The 22,349-nt window shown below is 63.0% G+C and carries 15 protein-coding genes; 10 read left to right on the forward strand and 5 right to left on the reverse strand.

Features of this window, described 5'->3' with window-relative positions; genetic code table 11:
* The first annotated feature begins 256 nt into the window (after positions 1 to 256).
* The 3 genes from ACN9MW_RS14135 to ACN9MW_RS14145 are packed head-to-tail and all read left to right on the forward strand — an operon-like array spanning position 257 to position 6,465.
* A complete protein-coding gene (locus tag ACN9MW_RS14135; RefSeq protein ID WP_426171592.1) occupies positions 257 to 3,280 on the forward strand; it encodes a TonB-dependent receptor in 3,024 nt (1,007 codons plus the stop codon).
* Between the two features lie 58 nt (positions 3,281 to 3,338).
* Positions 3,339 to 4,982 carry a DUF5597 domain-containing protein gene (locus ACN9MW_RS14140; protein WP_426171593.1) on the forward strand — a complete coding sequence of 548 codons (1,644 nt, stop codon included), beginning with the start codon at positions 3,339 to 3,341 and terminating at the stop codon, positions 4,980 to 4,982.
* Complete coding sequence (locus ACN9MW_RS14145; RefSeq protein WP_426171595.1) at positions 4,972 to 6,465, forward strand: tryptophan halogenase family protein; 1,494 nt, start codon at positions 4,972 to 4,974, stop codon at positions 6,463 to 6,465. The genes ACN9MW_RS14140 and ACN9MW_RS14145 overlap by 11 nt, the downstream gene beginning before the upstream one ends.
* On the opposite strand, the gene ACN9MW_RS14150 is transcribed toward ACN9MW_RS14145, so the two are convergent.
* A complete protein-coding gene (locus ACN9MW_RS14150; RefSeq protein WP_426171597.1) occupies positions 6,466 to 8,118 on the reverse strand; it encodes a DUF5597 domain-containing protein in 1,653 nt (550 codons plus the stop codon).
* A gap of 105 nt (positions 8,119 to 8,223) precedes the next feature.
* On the opposite strand from ACN9MW_RS14150, the gene ACN9MW_RS14155 reads away from it, so the two are divergent.
* From ACN9MW_RS14155 to ACN9MW_RS14175, 5 genes are all read left to right on the forward strand, one after another.
* Complete coding sequence (locus ACN9MW_RS14155) at positions 8,224 to 10,974, forward strand: glycosyl hydrolase 115 family protein (protein WP_426171598.1); 2,751 nt, start codon at positions 8,224 to 8,226, stop codon at positions 10,972 to 10,974.
* Between the two features lie 138 nt (positions 10,975 to 11,112).
* Positions 11,113 to 12,780: a sodium:solute symporter family transporter gene (locus ACN9MW_RS14160; RefSeq protein WP_426171600.1), complete on the forward strand. Its 1,668-nt coding sequence runs from the start codon at positions 11,113 to 11,115 to the stop codon at positions 12,778 to 12,780.
* Between the two features lie 42 nt (positions 12,781 to 12,822).
* Positions 12,823 to 15,408, forward strand: a complete 2,586-nt coding sequence (locus ACN9MW_RS14165) for a TonB-dependent receptor (protein ID WP_426171602.1) — start codon at positions 12,823 to 12,825, stop codon at positions 15,406 to 15,408.
* 13 nt (positions 15,409 to 15,421) lie between these two features.
* On the forward strand, positions 15,422 to 17,866 hold the full coding sequence (locus ACN9MW_RS14170) for a beta-galactosidase (protein ID WP_426171604.1): 2,445 nt from the start codon (positions 15,422 to 15,424) through the stop codon (positions 17,864 to 17,866).
* 13 nt (positions 17,867 to 17,879) lie between these two features.
* Positions 17,880 to 18,806: a Gfo/Idh/MocA family protein gene (locus tag ACN9MW_RS14175; protein WP_426171605.1), complete on the forward strand. Its 927-nt coding sequence runs from the start codon at positions 17,880 to 17,882 to the stop codon at positions 18,804 to 18,806.
* Positions 18,807 to 18,816: 10 nt separating this feature from the next.
* On the opposite strand, the gene ACN9MW_RS14180 is transcribed toward ACN9MW_RS14175, so the two are convergent.
* Positions 18,817 to 19,131 (reverse strand): hypothetical protein, encoded by a 315-nt coding sequence (locus ACN9MW_RS14180; protein WP_426171607.1) that lies wholly within the window; start codon positions 19,129 to 19,131, stop codon positions 18,817 to 18,819.
* Positions 19,132 to 19,315: 184 nt separating this feature from the next.
* Here ACN9MW_RS14180 and ACN9MW_RS14185 point away from each other — a divergent pair, with 184 nt between their 5' ends.
* Complete coding sequence (locus tag ACN9MW_RS14185; protein WP_426171608.1) at positions 19,316 to 19,666, forward strand: hypothetical protein; 351 nt, start codon at positions 19,316 to 19,318, stop codon at positions 19,664 to 19,666.
* Here ACN9MW_RS14185 and ACN9MW_RS14190 read toward each other — a convergent pair.
* Positions 19,612 to 20,247 carry a cysteine hydrolase family protein gene (locus ACN9MW_RS14190; protein WP_426171610.1) on the reverse strand — a complete coding sequence of 212 codons (636 nt, stop codon included), beginning with the start codon at positions 20,245 to 20,247 and terminating at the stop codon, positions 19,612 to 19,614. The two genes, ACN9MW_RS14185 and ACN9MW_RS14190, sit on opposite strands and share 55 nt — an antisense overlap.
* Before the next feature lie 80 nt (positions 20,248 to 20,327).
* Here ACN9MW_RS14190 and ACN9MW_RS14195 point away from each other — a divergent pair, with 80 nt between their 5' ends.
* A complete protein-coding gene (locus ACN9MW_RS14195) occupies positions 20,328 to 21,287 on the forward strand; it encodes a GlxA family transcriptional regulator (RefSeq protein WP_426171612.1) in 960 nt (319 codons plus the stop codon).
* Here ACN9MW_RS14195 and ACN9MW_RS14200 read toward each other — a convergent pair.
* Both ACN9MW_RS14200 and ACN9MW_RS14205 read right to left on the reverse strand, forming a co-directional pair.
* On the reverse strand, positions 21,273 to 21,854 hold the full coding sequence (locus ACN9MW_RS14200; protein WP_426171614.1) for a cytochrome c3 family protein: 582 nt from the start codon (positions 21,852 to 21,854) through the stop codon (positions 21,273 to 21,275). The genes ACN9MW_RS14195 and ACN9MW_RS14200 overlap by 15 nt on opposite strands.
* 11 nt (positions 21,855 to 21,865) lie before the next feature.
* Positions 21,866 to 22,348, reverse strand: a complete 483-nt coding sequence (locus ACN9MW_RS14205) for a nitrate reductase cytochrome c-type subunit (RefSeq protein WP_426171616.1) — start codon at positions 22,346 to 22,348, stop codon at positions 21,866 to 21,868.
* Position 22,349: the final 1 nt, after the last annotated feature.

Raw genomic sequence — 22,349 nt, forward strand, 5'->3', positions numbered from 1 at the left:
CTTAGGACGAAAGGCAGAATGGTTTCATCGCAGAAGCGAGACAAAAAAATCAGATAGAGAGACAGTCCATGACCATCAAAATTCTTGCCGCGCACAGCGGCGAAATCGCAAGCGCCGCTTAGGCGCAGCGCGGGCGCCGGGCCAATCCCGCCTGGCATCCCACAGCAAAGCGCAGTCCACGGACAGACACGGTCGCGTGCTCGCGCAAATGAGCAAGCCGTCATTACACTTATAAGTTAGAACGAGAGGATTCAGAGTGAAACACTTGAAGAAGACAGCGATCGCCGTGGGGGCGGCACAAATCGCCTTGCTGGCAGCCGGTGGCGCCTTCGCGCAGACCGCATCGGAAAGCAAGGATAGTTCGAACACCGTGGTGGTGGTCGGCCAACGCGCAGCACTGGAGTCGGCACAGAAACGCAAGCAGGACGCCGAGGAGATCGTCGACTCGATCGTGGCCGACGACATGGGCAAGCTGCCGGACAAGTCGGTAACCGAGGTGCTGCAGCGCATGCCGGGCGTCACCATCGACCGCACCATGAACCGCCAGGACCCGCAGCAGGGCGTGGGCGACGGCATCATGCGCTTCGCCGCCGAAGGCACCGGCGTGTCGATCCGCGGCATGAGCTATGTGCGGTCCGAGCTGAACGGCCGCGACTCCTTCTCCGCCAACGGCGGCCGTTCGCTGAGCTTCGAAGACGTGCCGCCGGAACTGATGGCCGGCGTGGACGTCTACAAGAGCCCTTCCGCAGAGCAGATCGAAGGCGCCGTGGGCGGCCTGGTCAACCTGCGTACGGCCATGCCTTTCGACTTCAAGGGCTTCAAGGGCGCCGTCTCGGCGGAAGCCTCGCGTTCCAAGCTGCGCGGCGAGACCGCGCCATCGTACTCCGGCATGGTGTCGAACCGCTGGGATACCAGCTTCGGCCAGTTCGGCGCCCTGATCGACGTGGCGCGTTCGCAGATCAAGACCCGCAGCGACGGCATGTCCGTCTCGCCATTCATCCCTCGCACCGATGCCGTCTCGGGCGACAACAGCGGCGCGCTGCGCTGGATTCCGAACGGCGGTTCCTGGAACCGCGGTAACTTCGACCGCGACCGCGAGGGCTTGTATGGCGCCTTGCAGTGGAAAAAGGATACCCTGTCTTCTTCCCTGACGTACTTCCGTTCGAAGTATGAGCTGGACTCCACGGAAGCATCGCTGTTCCAGACTGCCAATCCGGCGACCATCGTGCTCGACCCTGGCGCAACCTTCGACGACAGGGGCGCCCTGTTGACCGGCACCCTGCGCGCACCGACCGAACCTGGCGTAGGATTCGGCACCAACACCCGTGCCGTCGGCCGTGCAGCCGATACCCGCGACGTGGCCTGGAACCTGACCTGGCGCGCCAGCGACCGCTGGGTGTTCAAGACCGACCTGCAGCACATCAAGGCAAAGACCGACGGCTTCGACAACACCGTCGGCCTGGGCGGCTACATGCCGAAGGAAACGCTGGACCTGCGCAGCTCGCCGCCGCAGTTCGGCTTCGACGCCGCGGATCGTGCCCACCTTGCCAATCCGGCCAACTACTACTGGGGCTTCGCCCAGGAGCACCGCGATGAGGCCGAGGCGACCCAGACCGCGGGCCGCCTGGACGCCAAATTCATCTTCGACAGCCCGGTGCTGCAGGACCTGCGCTTCGGCGTACGCTTCACCGACCGCGAGGCGGAAACCCGTTCGACGCACGATTCCGAATGGGCGCAGATCACGCAGCCCTGGGCAGTCGGCGATTCGTGGCAGCCACTGAGCCAGCTGGCCTACCTGAGCGACCCGCGTTTCGCCGGCGGCACCACGCCTGTCTCCTTCGGTAATTTCTTTGGCGGCAAAATGCCGACGCCACCCCAGTTCGTAGCACCTGACCTGTCCTGGTCCTTGGGCTCGCCGCCCGGCGGCTTCGCCAAGCTGCATAGCTACACCGACATGGTTTGCAAGTCCTCCCCTTGCTCGCAACACTGGACGCCTGCCAAGTTCGGTGACGACAAAGGCCTGAACGTACAGCGCGAACGCACCAAGTCGGCATATGGCCAGCTGCGCTTCGGCTCGGATAGCTGGCTGCCGTACCCGGTAGACGGCAACGTCGGCGTGCGCGTGGTGCGCACCGATATGTCTGCCGATGGCTATACGCTGTTCACCCCGCCGACCAATCCGATGCCGGGCGTGCCGATCATTCCGGCGCAGGCCGACAAGCAGACGTTCAAGAACAGCTACACCAACGTGCTGCCAAGCCTGAACCTGCGCCTGAAGCCAAGCAATGAACTGCAGTTCCGCGCCGCCTTCTCGAAAGGGATCACGCGTCCGGACTTCTACCAGATGCAGGCCTACACGACCCTGAGCCAGGACGTGAAGACGCACCAGGATCCGGTGACCAATCAGGCGGTGCTCGATTCGATCAGTTATAAGGGCGATGCGCGCGGCAACCCGAACCTGCGCCCGGTGCGCGCGAACAACTTCGACCTGACCGGCGAGTACTACTTCGGCAAGAGCAGCTCGCTCACGGTGGCGCTGTTCAACAAGAAGCTGAAAGACGTCATCATCGGCCGCACTTCGACCTATACGCTGACCGACACCGCCGGCCAGCCGCACGACTTCCTGATCCGTTCGCAGGTCAACGACGCATCGGGACGTGCACGCGGCGTGGAAATCGGCTACCAGCAGTACTTCGACAAGCTGCCTGGCCTGCTGTCCGGCTTCGGCATCTCGGGCAACTACACGTACATCGACAGTGTCATGAAACTGGGGCACCCGGTGACCAGCACCTGGTGTACGCCGAAAGACACGCTGGACGCCAACCTGGCGCGCGACCTGGCCGGTTGCGATACGGACGGCCACGTATTGGGCGGCCTGCCGATGGTGGGCATGTCGAAGAATGCGTACAACCTGGCTTTGCTGTATGACCACGGCCCGCTGTCGGCGCGTCTCGCATACTCCTGGCGCGGCAAATACCTGCAGGCGGCCAACGCCTACGGTACGGCCGACGGTTCCGGTATCGACCGCAATCCGGACAGCCCGAACAAGGGCCAGGCCTACTCGGTGAACTTTGCGCTGCCAACCTGGGGCGGTGCTTACGGCCAGCTTGACATGGGCCTGCACTACAAAGTGACGGAGAACCTGAGCTTTGCGTTCGAGGCGCAGAACCTGAACAACGCGCTGTACAAGCAGTATATGCAGCAAGGCATTGGCCTGATGGACCGCTCCGCGTTCTACACCGGCCGCCGCTACACGCTGCAGGCGCGCTACTCGTTCTAAGAAGTACCGGCAGCACACCCGCCCGGCGTGCTGCCGTTTTCACCTCATGGACAACCGCATGAAGAATTCCCCAAGCCGCCACCTGGCGGCGTTTTGCTTGTCGGCCCTGCTGGTGGCGCACGCCGTTGCCGGCCCGGCGCCGATTCCCCAGCTGCTGCACAAGGACGGTCGCTATGCACTGATGGTTGACGGCAAGCCGTTCACCGTGCTGGGTGTCCAGGCGCACAACTCCAGCAATTATCCCGCGGCGCTAGGCCAGGTCTGGGCCGCAGTCAAGGACGCTAACGCCAATACGCTGGAAATCCCGGTGGCCTGGGAGCAGTTGGAGCCGGTCGAAGGCAAGTTCGACTTCAGCTTTGTCGACACGCTGGTGGCGCAGGCGCGCCAGCACAAGGTGCGCCTGGTGCTGCTGTGGTTTGGCACCTGGAAGAACACCGGGCCGCAGTACACGCCGGAATGGGTGAAGTTGGACAACCAGCGCTTTCCGCGCATGCTCGGCAAGGATGGCAAAGGCATCTACTGCCTTTCGCCGTTCGGCGAACAGACACTGAAGGCCGACGCCAGGGCGTTCACCGCGCTGATGGCGCACCTGAAAAAAATCGACTCCGCACAGCGCACGGTGATCATGGTGCAGGTCGAGAACGAGGTGGGAACATACGGCACGGTGCGCGACTTCGGACCGAAAGCGGAAGCGGCGTTCCATCAGCCAGTTCCGGCTGCGGTGCTGGCGCGCAAGAAGCCGCCGGTTCCCGGTGCGGCCAGCGGCAGCTGGGCGGAAGTCTACGGGCCGTATGCGGACGAATACTTCCATGCGTACGCGGTAGCCAGCTATATCGAAACGGTCGCCAGGGCAGGGCGCGCGGTGTATGACTTGCCGATGTACGTCAACAATGCCTTGCGCGATCCGCTGGAGCCGATGGCGCCCTGGAAGGGGAATTTCGCCAGTGGTGGCCCAACCCATGACGTGATCGATATCTACAAAGCGGCCGCGCCGCACATCGACATTGCGGCGCCTGATATTTACCTGCCGGAGTCGGGCAAGGTCGATGCTACGCTGCAGCAGTTCCAGCGCCCGGACAACGCCCTGTTCGTGCCGGAGATGGGCAATGCGGCGGGCTATGCGCGCTACGTGTACCAGATTCTTGGGCGCGGCGCGATAGGCGTTGCACCGTTTGGCATCGATTACGCGGATTACAGCAACTACCCCCTGGGGTCGAAGCTGAAAGACAAGGCGATGGCGGAGCCCTTTGGCAAGATCTATGCTGCTTTCCGCCCTGTGGCGCGCCAGTGGGCGCAATGGTCGCTGGAGGGCCGCACTTACGGCATCGCGGAAGGGGACGACCGCAAGCCGCAATCGATCGTGGCCGGCGCCTGGAAGATCACCGCAAAGTTCCGCGAATGGCAATTCGGCAATGCCAACAAGGACGACCTGCCGCCCGGCACGGAGGCGCCCAATGGCGGCGCTGCGTTGGCCCAGGTGGGCGACGATGAATTTATCGTGGTCGGGCAGAACATCCGCCTCGGTTTCGAGCACAACGCGGGCAAGCCGTCGATGTACGCACGCGTGGAAGAAGGTCACTTCGACGCCGATGGAAAATGGGTCATGGAGCGCAACTGGAACGGCGACCAGACCGACTGGGGCATCAACCTGACGGCCCGCCCGACCGTCATGAAGATCAGGATGGGAACCTATGTCCAATAACGCAATCCGCAAGATCGTGATCGTCGGCGGCGGCACCGCCGGCTGGATGACGGCCGCGCCGCTGGCGCTCAAGCTGGGCAAGTCGTGCGAGGTGGTGCTGGTGGAGTCGCCCGAGATCGGCACGGTCGGCGTCGGCGAAGCGACCTTGCCGACCATCCGCTACTTCAACCAGGCGCTTGGCCTGGACAACGCCGATTTCGTCAGGAAAACGCAGGCGACCTTCAAGCTTGGCATCGAATTCAAGGACTGGGGCCGTGTGGGCAACCGCTTCTTCCACGGCTTTGGCGATTTCGGCCCGGCGATCGAAAATCGCTCGCCGGTGCAATACTGGTTGCGGCTGGCGCGCGAAAACAAGGACATGCCTTCCTATGAGGAGTGGTCGACGTCGACGGCCATGGCACGCAACAACCGTTTCATGCTGCCGTACGGCGACCAGCCCGCGGTCACCAATGCCTTCTCCTACGCATTCCATTTTGACGCCAGTCTGTATGCGGCCTACCTGCGCGACTATGCGACGCAGCGCGGCGTGCGCCGCATCGAAGGCATGATCACGGAAGTCGAACAGCACCCGGAGTCCGGTTTCATCACTGCGGTGAAACTGAAGGACGGGCAACGGGTGGAGGGCGACCTGTTCATCGACTGTTCGGGCTTCCGCGGCCTGCTGATCGAAGGCGTCTACAAGGCAGGCTACGACGACTGGAGCGCCATGCTGCCGTGTAACAGCGCGCAAGCCGTGCCGTGCGAAAGGTCCGATCCGCTGGTGGCTTACACCCTGTCGACCGCGCGCAGCGCCGGCTGGACCTGGCGCATTCCGCTGCAGCACCGCACCGGCAATGGCCATGTGTACTGCAGCGGCTTCACCAGCGACGAGGAAGCCGGCCAGGTACTAATGGATGGACTGGACGGCCGCGTGCTGGATACGCCTCGCCAGCTGCGCTTTACCACCGGCCGCCGCCGCAAGTCATGGATCAAGAACTGCGTGGCGATCGGTTTGTCGAGCGGCTTCCTTGAGCCGCTTGAGTCGACCAGCATCAACATCATCGAAAACTCGGTCGGCTGGCTGCTGCAGTATTTCCCCGACCGCGACTTCAGCCCGGCCCTGGCCAATGAGTTCAACCGGCTTGTGTCGCAGCGCTACGAGTTCGTGCGCGACTTCATCATCCTGCATTACAAGGTCACGGACCGCAACGACTCCGAATTCTGGCGCTATTGTGCCGCCATGCCGATCCCCGATACGCTGCAGCACCAGATCGAGCTGTTCCGCGAGACGGGCCGCATCGTCATATTTGACCCGGAGGGATTCTCGGTGCCATCGCACGTTTCCATCTTGATGGGACTTGGCGTCGTGCCCAAAAAGATCGATCCCCTGATCGATCTGATGGACCTGGGGCAGCTACAGGAGCATTTCTCCAGGGTGCGCGAAACCATCGGGCGCGCCGTCGGCGCAATGCCGGAACACGCCCGGTTCTTCGAGACCCAGTAGTCAATAAGTGCCCAGCCTGGCCTTGAGGATTGTGACGCGGTCGGTCAGGTTCAAGCCATAGTCGGTCTGGTCACCGTTCCAGTTGCGCTCCATGATCCATTTGCCGTTGGCATCGAAACGTCCTTCCTCGACGCGGGCCCACAGCGACGGCTTGCCTTCGTTGTTGCCGGTGCCTTCGATCTTCACGCGCGCGTGCTGGCCGACGATGATGAATTCGTTGTCGCCGATCTGGGCGATGGCGACGCCACCGCTCGGTGTTTCGGTGCCGGCCGGGTAATCCTTCATGTCCGGCTTCCACGAGCGATCGCCAAGTTGCCATTCGCGGAACGATACCGTGGCCTTCCAGTTTTTCATATTGACGGTCTGGGATTTGCGGTCGTCTCCTTCAGCAACGCCGTAGGTACGGCCCTCAAATGCCCATTTCGCCCACTGGCGCTCCATCGGCCGGAATGCCGCATAGACCTTGCCGAAAGGTTCGGCCATCGACTTGTCGGTATCCTTCGAACCAAGCGGGAAATTGGTGTAGTCGAAGTAGTCGACGCCAAACGGCGCGATGCCCAGCGCGCCGCGGCCCAGCACCTGGTAGACATAGCGCGCAAAGGGTTTTGCGTTGCCCATCTCCGGCACCAGCAGGGCATTGTCGGGGCGTTGGAACAGTTCGAGATTGGCGCTGAACTTGTTCGACTCCGACATGTAGATATCCGGCGCGGCGAGATCGATATGCGGCGCCGCAGCCTTGTAGATGTCGATCACGTCGAACGCTGGACCGCCGGAGATGAAATTGTTCTGCCATGGCGCCATCAGCGCGAGCGGGTCGCGCAGCGCGCTGTTGACGTACATCGGCAAGTTGTAGACGGCGCGGCCGGCCTTCGCGACTTCCTCGATATAGCTGGCGATGGCCCATGCATGGAAGTATTCCTCGGCATAGGGGCCGTAGACCTCAGTCCAGGTGCCGCTGGCGGCGCCAGGCACCGGCGACTTCTTGTGGGCCAGCACCGCAGGCGGCACTGCCTGATGGAAGGCTGCTTCGGCTTTGGCGCCGAAGTCGCGTACCGCGCCGATGGTGCCGACTTCGTTTTGTACCTGCACCATGATCACGGTGCGCTGTTCCTCGTCGACGGCTTTCAGGTGCTTCATCAGGGCGGTGAAAGCCTTCTTGTCGGCCTTCAGTGTTTCCTCCCCAAAGGGCGACATGCAATAAATGGATTTGCCGTCCTTGCCGACCATGCGCGGGAAACGCTGGTTGTTGAACTTCACCCATTCGGGGGCGTAGTTCGGATTGGTGTTCTTCCAGGTCGCGAACCAGAGCAGCACCACACGCACCTTGTTTTCGCGCGCTTGCTTCAGCAACGTGTCGACGTAGCTGAAATCGAACTTGCCTTCCTCCGGCTCGACCTGTTCCCATGCGACCGGGATTTCCAGCGTATTGGCGTGGACGTCCTTGACGGCGGCCCACACTTGCTTGAGCGCGTCCGGGTAGTTGCTGGAGTTGTGCGCCTGTACGCCAAGCAGAAGGTAGGGCGCTCCATCAACCATCAAGGCGTGCCGGCCGTCTTTCTTCACCAGTTCGGGAATCGGTGCGGCGGCCGTAGCGGCGCCCGCCCAAGCGGCAATGCAAAGTGCCGCGAGCGCGCGGCGGGTAATCTTCTTCATTCAGTCTCCACTTTTGTTTGCAAGATTGTTAGCGGTACCATATGCTAGCGAATCGGTTTCGCCTCCTGTATGCCAATTGTCGCTTCAGCTATCCCGAATCGCTATATGACCAAGCAATTGCTCACGTTGTTGATTGTTTTTGCCGCCATAACCAGCTCGGGCAAGGCCGTTGCGGAAGGACGGATCACGCTGAATCCCGATGGGCGGCTGCCCGCCATCGTGCATGAAGACCAAGCCGCGATGAAGCTCGCCGGCGACCTGCTGGCGCGCGACCTGGCAGCGCTGGCGGGCGGCGACGCGGCGCGGGGCACTGGCATCGAAGCGTGTACGCGGATATGCGTCGTGATCGGCCGCCACGATTCGCCACTGGTGCGGAAAGTGCTTGCGGAAGAGGGCATTGAGCTGCCGCGCCTGGAATGGGAAAGTTATGAACGTATTGCTATCGATTCGCGCCACCATCCTGGAGCGCAAATCCTGCTGATTGCTGGCGCCGACCTGCGCGGTACGGTGTGGGGCGTGATCGACCTGACGCGGGAACTGGGCGTCTCTGCCTGGGAGTGGTGGGCGGACGTTCGCCCGGCCCGGCGCGAGCGACTGGAAGTGTCGGCGGCCCGAGTCCATTCGGCCTCGCCGCACGTGCAGTATCGCGGCATTTTCCTGAACGATGAAGACTGGGGACTGCAGCCGTGGGCCGCAAGGCATGACCCGGTCCGGGATATCGGCCCTTCCACTTATGCGCGCATCTTCGAATTGATGTGGCGCCTGAAGGCCAACATCATCTGGCCGGCGATGCACGACTCCACCAGGCCGTTCTACCAGATCGCGGGCAATGCGGAGGCAGCGCGCGATTACGCCATCGTGGTCGGCACCTCCCATGCGGAGCCCATGATGCGCAATAACGTGCGCGAGTGGGACCATCAACAGCGCGGCGCCTTCAATTTCTTCAGCAACCGCGCGTCGCTGGTTCGTTACTGGGACGAGCGCCTGAAAGAAGTGAAGGACTTCGAAAACATGTACTCGGTGGGCATCCGCGGCGTGCACGATTCGGCCATGGAAGGCGCGCACAACGTGGATGAGGCGCGGCGTGGAGTGAGCGAGGCGATAGCTGTCCAGCGCGAGCTGCTTGCCAATGCTGCGCCGAAGGCGCCGCAGGCGCTGACGCTGTACAAGGAAGTGCTGGATATTTACAAGGCAGGGTTGCAAGTGCCGGAAGATATCACCCTCATCTGGCCGGACGACAATTACGGCTACCTGCACCAATTGAGCACGCCGCAGGAAGCGCGGCGGCCGGGCGGGGCGGGCATCTACTATCACATCTCCTATTGGGGCCGCCCGCACGATTACCTGTGGCTTGGGACGACGCATCCCGCCCTGATCCGCGACCAGTTGCAGCGGGCGACGGCGACTGGCGCGCGCAAGGTCTGGATCGTCAACGTCGGCGACATCAAGCCCGCCGAATACCTCACGCAATACTTCCTTGACCTGGCTTTTGACGGCAATACGCTGGAACGCCCCGCACGCGAGTACCTGGCCGGCTGGATGCGCGCGCAGTTTGGCGCGGACGAGGCCGACGAACTCGCGGACATCATGATCGGCTACTATGACCTGGCATGGGAGCGCAGGCCGGAGTTCATGGGTTTCAGCCAGACCGAGCCCACCACGCCGGTGAGGGCAACAGACTATCTTCGCTCAGGCAGCGGAGAAGCGGAACGGAGGCTGGCGCGTTACGAGGCTTTGGCAAGTCGAGCCGATGCCGTTGCGCGGCGGCTTCCGCCGCCGCTGGCCGACGCTTTCTTTCAATTGGTGCAGTACCCCGTGCGTTCCAGTGCCAACCTGAATACGCGGATATTGAGGCTGGAACTGGCCGCGCAGCATGCCCGCGAAGGCAGGCCTGACGCGAACTTCCAGGCAGCGCGTGCCCGGTCGGCGCAGGCTGCAATCGTGGCCGACACCGCGCATTACAACGCGCTGGGAAACGGCAAATGGCAGGGAATGATGGACGCAGCACCGCGCCGCTTGCCGGTATTCAGTGCGCCGACATTCCCCACTTACGCGGAAACTCCCCAGCGGGTTGGCTGCAGCATCGCATATGCGTTCCCGTTTTCAGGCGACGGCACGCAGCTCAATTTCTACTCGGGCCGGCCGGCAGTACGCACGGTCACGCTGGTCGGCAGCAGCGGGCAGGAACTGGACTGGCAGGCAAACGGGAACGGCGCATCGCTCACACTCGCGCCGGCAAGCGGCCGGCTGGACGCCGGCAATGGTTTTGAACAGCGCATTGAAATCCGCTACGACGGCCGCGCTGCAGCGCCTTCCATTGCACTGCGTTGCGGGGGCAAACCGCTCCCGCTCCGGCTGCAGGTACAACCCGATACTGCGCCAGGACTGCCGCTGGAGAGCGAAAGGATCGTGACCATTCCGGCGGTGCAGGCGGCGCCAGTGGCCGGCTGGTCCCTGGTCCCCGGCATGGGGAGCTTTGGCGCCAGCATGCGCTCGTCCCTGGCAGCAGGCGAGGGCAGCACGCTGGTTTACGGATTTGCGACCCTGTCGCAAGGACCGGCCCAGTTGAAAGTGGTGGCCGTTCCGGTGCACCCCTTGACGTCCCGCGACAAGCTTCGCATCGCCGTCAGCTTCGACAACGAACCGTTCAGGGAACTCGATTTCACCACCCATGGCCGCAGCGACGAATGGAAGGCTAACGTGCTGTCGAATACCGCGCTGCGCACCCTGTCGCTGGAAAACGTCGCTGCGGGCCGGCACGTACTGCGAGTACGCGCCCTCGATCCCGGCTTCGTCCTGGACCGGCTGGAACTGGCCTTCGACGGTGCACCGCAGTTTTACGGCAGGCCGGAATGATCAGGTCCTTGCGAGCTATTCCAGAAAGTCATAGCTCAATGCGTATTCCGCATAACTAAGGAATAGCCAATTCGTTAAGCTAAGCGTCTTAATGATAAGCAAATGTTGTCAACGCATTTGCAAACAGAGACGCTAGCCATGAAAATCACATCGCTCGATTCGGTTGTATTCCTGATCTATTTCGCGGTCGTTGCCGCATACGGCATCTGGGTCTACCGCCGCAAGAACAGCAGCTCCGGCTCGGCTTCGCGCGATTACTTCCTGGCCGAAGGTTCCCTGACCTGGTGGGCCATCGGCGCCTCGCTGATCGCCTCCAATATCTCCGCCGAACAGTTCATCGGCATGAGTGGATCCGGCTTCAAGATCGGCATGGCGATTGCGGTGTATGAGCTGATGGCGGCGGCAACGCTGGTCATCGTAGCCGTGTTCTTCATGCCGGTGTATCTGAAAAACCACATCTACACCATGCCGCAGTTCCTGGAGCAGCGTTACGGCAAGGGCGTGGCGACGACCATGGCGCTGTTCTGGCTTGGCCTGTACATCGTGGTCAACCTGACCTCCATCCTCTACCTCGGCGCCATCGCCATCAGCAGCATCTCCGGCCTGAGCGTGGGCGCCTGCATGCTGTTCCTGGCCGTTTTCGCGACCATCATCACGCTGGGCGGCATGAAGGTGATCGGCTACACCGACGTGATCCAGGTGGTGTGCCTGGTGATCGGCGGCCTGGTGACGACCTGGATCGCGCTGGACCTGGTGGCAGGCCTGGGCGGCGGCAAAGGCGCGCTGCAGGGCACGGCCGAACTGTTCGCCCGCGCCCGCGGCCACTTCGACATGGTGCTGACGCGCGACCATCCAAGCTATATGGACTTGCCGGGCCTGAGCATCCTGCTGGGCGGCATCTGGATCGCCAACCTGAATTACTGGGGCTGTAACCAGTACATCACGCAGCGCGCGCTGGGCGCGGACCTGCCTACCGCACGCAAAGGCCTGCTGTTTGCGGCCTTCCTGAAATTGCTGATGCCCGTGATCGTGGTGCTGCCTGGTATCGCGGCCTTTGCGCTGGACCAGGCGGGCACGCTAGGCGGCGCCCTGCGCCAGGGCGGCGAGCTGAATCCGGATCGCGCCTATCCGACGCTGCTGGCATTGCTGCCGGACGGCTTGCGCGGCGTGGCGTTCGCCGCCCTGACCGCCGCTGTGGTGGCCTCGCTGGCCGGCAAGGCAAACAGCATCGCCACCATTTTCACGCTGGATATCTATCGTAAGAAATTTGTACCCGCAGCGAGCGAAGAGCGCATGGTGTGGGTCGGCCGCCTTACCGTGGTGGCGTCGATGGCAATTGCGGTGCTGATCGCACCAATGCTGGGCATCGACAAGAAAGGCGGGTTCCAGTACATCCAGGAATACACCGGCTTCGTCTCGCCGGGCATCCTGGCCATGTTCCTGCTTGGCTTCTTCTGGAAGAAAGCGACCAACGCAGCCGCCATGTTCGCCACCGTGGGCGGGCTCGTGTTCTCCATCATCCTCAAGTTCCTGCCAACGATGATGGACCTGTCCTTCCTCGCGCCGATCGGCTTCGCCGCCGACAACGGCAGCGGCGTCTTCGAAATCCCGTTCATCGACCGCATGTTCCTGGTGTTCTGGGCAGTGGTGGCCGGCATGGTGCTGATCAGCCTTATGGGAAGGCGTGATGGCGAAGCCAAAGCCATGGTGGTCGACCGCCAGTTGTTCCGTGTAGACCGTGGCTTTGCCATCGGTTCGGCCGTGGTGTGCGTGCTGCTGGCCGTGATCTACGGGGCGCTCTGGTAATACAACAAATCACAAAAAAACTACGGAGAAAACAAAAGCATCATGAAGCAAAAGAAAATCAGCCTGCTGGTGAAGTCGCTGTTCCTGATCCCTGCCATTCCAGCCGCCTTTGCGCAGCAGGCAGAAGAACCGTCAGTCCAGAAGGTCACCGTTTCCGGTATCCGCGCCTCGGTGCGCAGCGCCCTGAGCGTCAAGGAAAACTCCAACAGCATGGTGGAAGTCGTCGCTTCCGAAGACATCGGCAAGCTGCCGGACACCACCATCGCCGAGTCGCTGGCCCGCCTGCCTGGCCTGGCCGCAGGCCTGGATCGCGGCAACGCCAGCCAGATCGTGGCGCGCGGCATGGGCGAGCGCTTCATCGGCGCTACCCTGAACGGCCGCGAACTGGCTTCGTCCGAGCCGAATCGCGCTGTGCGCTTCGAGCAGTTCCCGTCCGAATCGCTGTCCGGCGCCATCGTCTACAAGACCCAGAATGCGGACCTGGTGGAAGGCGGCGTCGCCTCCAGCATCGACCTGCAGACCGTTTCGCCGCTCAAATACAGCGGCCGCCAGGCGTCCCTGAAGGCCGACGCGCTGTACTACTCGGAAGCACGCGACCTCGACACCAAATCGGTTCGCCCGCGCCTGGGCGGCATCTTCATCGACCAGTACGCGGAAAAGAACGTTGGCGTGGCGCTGGCCTTCAGCTACCAGAAGCAGCCTTCGGTGGAGAAGCGCAAGAACCACTGGGGCTTCAACGAAGACCATTCCGCCGACATCAATGGCGACGGCAAGGTAGACAAGACGCCGTGGGGTTTTGAGACGGAACTCAAGCGCGGCACCAATGAGCGCGGCAGCGTGCTGGGTAAGGTGGAGTGGAAGGCCAGCCCGGATGCGATGATCACCGCCGACGTCTACTACGCCAAGAACAAGATCCGCGAACCGGCCATGTCGCACTGGACCGGCGACCTTGGCAACTGGGATGGCTGGCAGAGCGCCAACTACTCGAACCTCGACATCCGCAACGGCTACGTTGTCGGCGCCACCGTCAACAACGTGGGCCTGACCACCAATAGCACGCTGTGGACGCAGGATATGGACAACCTGGCCGCGGGCCTGAACGGCAAGTTCAATGTCGGCGACTGGAAAGTGGATGCCGACATTGCCACTTCCTCGGCCGGCCGCGACAGCGCCTGGCGCGACGTACGCCAGTTCGCCCTGAACAACGGCACCATCAAGTGGTCCTTCACCGGCGACGAAACCCAGGACTTCAGCTTCAGCCACGATTCGGGCAACCCGGCCGCCTTCGGCAACCCGACCCTGTACGTGGACACCGACGGCCACGTCGACGACCGCCTGAACTCGGCGCAACTGAGCGCATGGCGTCCGCTGGATGCGGGCATGGTGAGCCGCATCAAGTTCGGCGCGCGCTTTGCCGACCGCGAGAAGAAATACCACCAGACCACCTGGAACCTGGCTTCGAACAGCGCCATTCCGGCATCGGCCTACGAAACGGTCAATGTTTCCGGCTTCGCGCCATTCATCGTGCTGAAAGACTTCATGGGCTCCGCCACCAGCCTGTGGGGCGCAGATGCCTTGAGCCCGGACGGCCGCACCCCGACCGCGAACGACCTGCTGGCCGGCTGGAAGGTCAAGGAAAAGAACAGCAGCGTCTACGCCCAGGCCGACCTGGAAGGCGAATTGTTCGGCAAGACCTTCCGCGGCAATGCCGGCGTGCGCGTGGTGCACACCAAGCAGACCGGTACCGGCATGGAGTCGATCAACGGCGCCGCGCCGACCCCGGCTGAAGGTGGCGCTTCGTACACCCGCGTGCTCCCTAGCATGAACCTGATCTTCAACCTGGACCAGGCGCAGAAGCAGCAGATCCGCTTCAGCGTGGCGCGCGCCATGTCGCGTGCCCCGATGGATGAAATGCGCGCCTCGCGCCAGCTGGCAATCGACACCAATCCGGGTTCGCAGCAGCCGATTACCGGTAGCGCGGGCAACCCGGGCCTGCTGCCGATGATGTCGAACCAGGTGGACCTGTCGTGGCAGTACTACTTCGACAAAGGGTCGCTGGTGTCGGCCGGCGTATTCTACAAGAAGGTGTCGGACTACATCGGCATCACCACCGACCACACCACCGTCAACGGCCGCGCTGCGACCCTGACCCGTTCCGTGAACGGCGAGGGCGGCAACGTGCGGGGCCTGGAGCTGGTGGCGCAGCATGCCTTTACCGGCCTGCCGGCTCCGTTCGACGGCCTGGGCGTTGCTGCGAACTTCTCTTACAACGACAGCGACATCAAGGAATACACCAACAACTATCCGATGGTGGGCCTGATGAAGCGCAATGGCGGCCTGACCCTGTGGTACGAGAAGGCGGGCTACGAGGCGCGCGTATCGGCCAACTACCACAGTGCCTTCGTGCGCATGCCGCGCTGGACCGCCGGCTACATGATCGAGAATCCAGCCGAGACCTACGTCTCCGCCAACTTCTCGAAGTGGCTGACCCCGCAGTTGCAGCTGCGCCTGGGCCTGGACAACATCACCAACCAGAAAGTGCTGGAGACCCAGTCCAACAATCCATACATGCAGAACGTGATGGAATATGGCCGCCGCTACAACCTGGGCCTGAGCTACAAGTTCTGATTGAGGCATGCCGATGATCCGTAACACACTTTGCCTGGCCGCGATGGCGTTCGTTCACGCCGCCCAGGCGGGGCAGGTGCTGGCAGTCGATGCCAGCGCCCCCGCACCGGCGCCTTTGTCCGGCCATATCAAGATGGGCACGGCCGTCGCTCCCGGCGGCCATGTCCTTGGCATCAACAGCCGCTACCTGACGCGCGACGGCCAGCCCTGGCTGCCGGTGATGGGTGAATTCCACTACTCGCGCAGCCCGGCGGATAGCTGGGAGGCCGAGCTGGCCAAGATGAAGTCGGCCGGCATCAACGTGGTGGCCAGCTACATCATCTGGAACCACCACGAGGAAAAGGAAGGGAAGTTCAACTGGAGCGGCAACCGCGACCTGCGGCGCTTCATCCAGCTGGCCAACAAGGCCGGGCTGGAGGTATGGATCCGCGTTGGCCCATGGTCGCACGCGGAAGTGCGTTACGGCGGCATTCCCGACTGGGTGGTGGATGCCATGCCGACCCGCCAGGACGACCCCCAGTACCTGAAATACGTGGACCGCTTCTACCGAGCGATCGCGAAACAGGTCGATGGCTTGCTGTGGAAGCAGGGCGGCCCGGTGATCGGCGCCCAGATCGAGAATGAATACAACCTGGCGGGCCCGGGCCGCGGCGCCCAGCACATCGCCACGCTGAAAGGCATGGCCGTGAAGGCCGGCATCGACGTGCCTTTCTACACGGTGACCGGCTGGGACCAGACCTTGTATCCGTCCGGCGAAGTGGTGCCGGTGTTCGGCGGCTACCAGGACGAGCCGTGGGCCACCAGCAAGACCGAGCTGCCGCCGAAGGAAACCTACGCCTTCCGTTTCGACACGCGCGTCAGCGGGGACCTTGGCGCGCAAACCCGCGCCACCCAGCAAGGCACGGCGGAAACCGACATGGACCGCACGCCATTCCTGGGTGCGGAGTACGGCGCCGGGCTGCCGGCCATGTACCGCCGCCGCACGCTGGTATCGCCTGACGATATCGCATCGACCCTGCCGGTGCAGATGGGCTCAGGAGTGAACCTGATGGGCTATTACATGTTCCATGGCGGCCGCAATCCGGTCGGCATGACGACCATGGAAGAGAGCACGCGCACCGGCGGCTACAACGACACGCCTGCCATCAACTACGATTTCAATGCGCCGCTGGGCCCTGACGGCCAGCAGCGCGACGTGCTGGCTCACCTGCGCCCGTTCCACTACTTCATGAATGACTTCGGCGCGCGCCTGGCGCCGATGGCAGTGCACAAGCCGTCGCTTGTGCCGGCCGACCCGGCCGACTTGTCGGCGCCGCGCTGGTCAGTGCGCAGCAAGGGCGAACAGGCCTTCCTGTTTTATAACGGACATGTGCGGCAATATGCGCTGCCGGCGCAGAAGCAGGTGCAGTTCGCGGTGAAGCTGGACGGGCAGGCGGTTACGTTGCCGCACCAGCCGGTCGATATCGCGGCCGGCAGCTACTTCTTCTGGCCGATCAATTTCGACATGGACGGCTACCGCCTGCAATACGCCACCGTACAGCCGGTAGCCCGGCTGGAGCGCGGCAAGGCGGGCAGCGTGTACGTGTTCGCGGCGCGGGACGGCATTGCGCCTGAATTCGCGCTGGACGCGGCGGCCGGCGCCTGCCTCAAGACGCAGGGCAAGGCAGCCAATGCGGACGGCGGCGTGCTGGTGCAAGGCATCCAGCCCGGCCTCGATGCTGCGCTGACGCTGGACTGCGCCGGCAAGCGGCCGGTGACGGTGCTGGTCCTGTCGCAGCAGCAGGCGCGCCAGATGGCAATCGGCCAACTGCAGGGCGAACGCCGCCTGGTGGTCAGCGACAGCCAGGCACACTTTGCCAATGGACGGCTGGTGCTGCGCTCCTCGGGCAACCCAGCCTTCCGTGCGGCAGTATTCCCGGTTTTGCCGCTGCCGCTGAAGGGCAGCTCGGCGCTGCAAGCGAGCGGCAGGGATGGCCTGTTCCAGGTTGTCGAGGCAGCGCTGCCGAGCCAGGAACTGGCCGTCACTGCGCGCAAGTTGCGCGCCGCACAGCCAGTACCTCCGATTAAAATTGGCGGCAACGCCAAGGCGGCGGTCCAGCCGGATGCGGAAGTCTTCGGCAATTCCGCAGCATGGGAACTGTCGCTGGGTACGACCCGTCCGAAAGGAGTCGACGGCGCCTTGCTGGAAATTGATTTTGTCGGCGACGTGGCCCGCCTGTTCGACGGCACGCGCATGGTGGACGACTGGTATTACAACGGCCAGCTTTGGCAGTTCGGCTTGGGCAACCTGCCGGCGCGCGAACGTGCTGCGCTGACGCTGACGGTACTGCCGTTGCGCGCCGACGCCCCGATCTACCTGCCGAAAGAACATCGTCCCACGTTCAACGGGCAGGCGCAGGTGGCGGAACTGCGCGGCGTCAAGGTCACGCCGGTGTATCGTGTAGAAATTGGCCGCTGAACGGAGTTTGAATATGGCATTGAAAATTGGTCTCGTCGGCCTGGGCAAGATTGCGGTCGACCAGCATATCCCCGCGATTCGCGGCAACAAGGGCCTCGAGCTGGTGGCGGGCTGTTCGCCTGCGAGTGCGCCGGAAGGCGTGCTGCGTTACCCAGACATGGGCAGCATGCTGGCCGCCCATCCTGAAATCGAAGCGGTGGCGATCTGTACGCCGCCCCAGGTGCGGCACAAGCTCGCCAGCGAGGCAATTGCGGCAGGCAAGCACGTATTCCTGGAAAAGCCGCCAGCGGCAACGCTGGGCGAGGCCGCGTCCATTGCTGCCATGGCGGCGCAGCACGGCGTGACGGCGCTGGCAGGCTGGCATTCTCGCTTCGCACCCGGCGTGGAAAGTGCACGCAACTGGATGCTGGCGCGGCCCATCAAGTCCATCCAGATCCGCTGGAAGGAAAACGTGCGGCAATGGCACCCTGGCCAGAAATGGATCTTCGAGGCAGGCGGCATGGGCGTGTTCGATCCCGGCATTAACGCCTTGTCGATCCTGACGCACCTGTTGGGGGGCTATGCGCTGGTGCGCAAGGCAGCCCTGCACGTGCCGTCGAATTGCAGCGCGCCGATCCAGGCTGAGTTGGAGATGGTGAGTGAACGCGGCGTTCCGATCGATGCGGAGTTCGATTTCCTGCAGACGGGCCAGCAGACCTGGAGCATCTTCGTGGAGTCGGCGGCTGGCGATACCATGGCACTGCACCTGGGCGGCCGCATCATGGAGGTAAATGGCAAGGTAGTGCTGGACGAGCCGGAGCGCGAATACCCTTCGATGTACGAGCATTTCCGGCGCCTGGTAGCCAGCAAGAGTTCCGACGTCGACTTCACGCCGCTGCAGGCGGTGGCTGATGCCTTCCTGGTCGGCAAACTCACGAGCGCCGAACCGTATATTGAGTAGGCGAACCAGGTCAATACAGGCCGAAGATCCTGCCGGAGAGTCCCAGGATCATCGAGGTGTTGACCAGGGTTAGCCCGACCATCCAGCGCGTGTTGGCACTGGCTTCCTTGCGTTGCGCGTCAAGGCTGGCCCGCAGTTCGGCGAGGCCGTTGTCGGTATGTAGTCTGAGCTCGGCGAGCCCTTTGTCCGTGTGTTGCCGAAGCTCGGACAGGCTAGTGTCAATGTGCTTCTTCAGGCGCTCAACCGCGTCGTAGAGCCGATCTATGTCTTTCTTGATGGTATCCACAAGTGCCTCAACTTTGGCAATTCGTTCGTCATAGTCCATGGCCGCCTCCGCGATGATTGAGCTCGACTTTGCGGCCTGCCGCGTGGACTGGTATTGAGATTTGACAGGAGACTGCGAGAAAAGTTCCTAGGCCTTGTCCTACAAAACTGCTTGCTCCGCGCCGATAGTTGCGGTGCGGGCAGCGGCGCACCATGTGCCCATGATACGTTCGAAGGAGAGAACGATGAGCACAAGTAAGGAGAAAATGAACCCGATCGCGCCCGACAGCCTGAAGGCGCGTGCGTCTGGCGTCGAACCCGGCAACGAGCAGAGTGGCGAGACGCTGCAGCGGGATACGGACGGGGTAGGTGAGCGGGGCGGCGTGGCCAGCCAGCAGACCGGCTGGGCGGCGCGCCAGTCGGCGGAGCGGATGCGCCAGCGCAGCGACACCGCCACTGCGGGAAGCGCCGGCGGCGGCAGCCTGCAGCAGGACCAGCATGCCGGCTCGCAGGAGTCGGCCACCGGTCCTGCCGGCAAGCGTCAGACCGACGAAGCGCGGCCCAAGCTTTCACGGGCGCGTGAGTTGGACAAGTAGATATTGTCCTTCGACAGCGCGCGGTTGGCGCTGACGGCGTCGGCCCAATCGCGCGTGGTCGTCACGGCGGCGAAGTTGGAATGGAATACCACGCTGAATATGCGATGGATCTCTTCCGCCGTGGCTCGGCCGGCTGCGTTCTCATACGGCAGCGAACCGGTGGCGTCGGACAGGTATTCCACGGCCAGCCCCCTATGCGCAGCCTCGATGATGGTTGAGGCATTGCAGTTGTGCGTCATGTAGCCCGCAATCGCCAGGGTGTCGATCTTGTTATCGGCCAGCCATTGCGCGAGGCCGGTGCCGGTGAAGCTGCTGGCCAGCTTTTTATTGACGACATAATCGGCGCCCAGCGCTGCCACTTCCGGATGCAGTTGCCAGCCGTCGGAGCCGACGGCAAACACTGGTGCGCCGGCTGGCGTGTCGTGCTGCACCACCACCACAGGTACGCCGCTTTCGCGCGCCACCTTCATGGCCTGGACAATATTCGGCAGCGATTGCTCGACCGGCGGGTATTCGATCGGCAGCTTGCCGGTGAAGTATTCGTTTTGTACGTCGATCACGATCAGGGCGCGGCGTGGCATGGTATTTCCTCCGTTTGGGTTGTTGATGGGATCCATTGTGCGGTCCGCACCGATTTCGCGACAGTGGCCCAAGAGACAACATGCGATATAATCGGGCCATGCGTAAAAAAGTGGCCATTATTGCCTTCGACGGCATCACTCCGTTCCACCTGTCCGTGCCTTGCCTGGTATTCGGCGGCCCGCATGCCGAGCATTTGTACGAGGTGACGGTATGCGCAGCAGAAAAAGGTCCGATGCGCACCACCGCTGGCTTTGAAATCTCGACCAGCAAGAGCCTGCGCGCCCTGGACAAAGCGGATATCGTCATCATGCCGACCTGGCACGACGACTGCCGGCCCTCGCCGCCAGCGCTATTGCAGGCTCTGAAGAAGGCCCACGCGCGCGGTTCAACCATCGTTGGCTTGTGCCTTGGCGCCTTTCCAGTGGCGGAAGCGGGCCTGCTTGATGGCCGCACCGTCACCACGCACTGGGCCTTTGCCGGCAAGTTGGCGGAACGCTGCCCGCTGGTGAAGGTCGATGACGAAGTGTTATATGTGGACGAGGGCGACGTGCTGACGTCGGCCGGCGCGGCGGCCAGCCTGGATTGCTCGCTCTACCTGCTGCGCAAGCTGCAGGGCGCGGACTACGCGAACATGGTGGCGCGCCGCCTGCTGGTGGCGCCGCACCGCGAAGGAGGGCAAGCGCAGTTCATCAACCGCCCGCTGCCGGTTACCGCCAGCGACAGCCGCCTGGCGCAGGTGCTGGACTGGGTGCAGCATCGCCTGGCCGAAGAACACAGCCTGGATGCGCTGGCGGAACGGGCGGCCATGAGCCGCCGCAATTTCACGCGCCATTTCCGGCAAGCCACCGGAACCTCGTTCAAGCAATGGCTGCTGACCCAGCGCCTGGCCCACGCCCAGCGCATGCTGGAAACCAGCGACGCTTCGATCGAAGCGGTGGCGCAGGCGGCAGGTTTTGGCAGCGCGCTATCGTTAAGGCAGCACTTCCGCGCTGCCTTCCATAGCTCGCCGTCGGCCTACCGCAAGCTATTTGACGCCTGACATGTCCGGCAGGGTATGCGCGATGCCCTTGTGGCAGTCGATGCAGGTCTTCTCGCCGCTGGCCAGCTGGGTCGAGTGGGCGTCCACCGCGCGCTTGCTCTGGCGGGTGAAGTCCATCGAATCGAACTGGTGGCAGTTGCGGCATTCGAGCGAGTTGTTGGCCTTCATCCGCCGCCACTCGTTGCCGGCAAGCTGGATGCGGTGCGCTTCGAATTTTTCGCGGGTGTCGATGGTGCCGAACACCTTGCCCCACACCTCCTTGGATGCCTGCATCTTGCGGGCGATCTTGCTGGTCCACTCGTGAGGCACGTGGCAGTCGGAGCATTTGGCGCGTACCCCGGTGCGGTTGGAGAAGTGAATGGTGCGCTGCAGCTCCGGATAGACGTTGTCGCGCATCTCATGGCAACCGGTACAGAATTTCTCCGTATTGGTGGCTTCCATGGCGGTGTTGAAGCCGCCCCAGAACACCACGCCAGCCACGAAGGAACCGATCACCAGGAAACCCAGGCTAAGGTGCATGCTTGGGCGGCGCAGGACGTTCCAGTAGTTTCTAATCAGCCTGAACATGGCGGCACCCTTTATTTGTGCTTGGCCGGCGTTGCCGGGGTGGCTGGGTTCAGCATCGTGTCGACGTCCTTGAACTGGTTGGGCACCAGCGGCTCAAGGTTCGCTTGCGGCACGTGGCATTGCAGGCAGAAATAGCGCCGCGGCGAAAGCTCGGCGAGGAAGTTGCCATCGCGGTTCTGGAAGTGCGTCACGCTGATCATCGGCGCCTGGCTTTCCTGGGTGCGGGTGCGGGCGTGGCACATCATGCAGCGGTTGGCGCTTTTATCGGTCTGGTAGCCCTCGATCTTGTGCGGAATGACCGGTGGCTGCATGGAGTAGTTGCGCACGCGCCGGATATCGCTGTTGTCGGGATTGACCATCGGCGCCGGCTTGGTGGTCTCGGCCAGCGGCGTCGGGCCGCGCATATTGTCGAGGGCGCGCGGCGCCGGCACCTGGGCCAGGACGGACAGCGGCAGAAGAAGAGCGAGAAGGAATGCAAATTTTTTCATGGCCATG

The sequence above is a fragment of the Pseudoduganella sp. R-34 genome, assembly GCF_049904655.1.
In the GTDB taxonomy this organism is placed as follows: Bacteria; Pseudomonadota; Gammaproteobacteria; order Burkholderiales; family Burkholderiaceae_D; genus Rugamonas.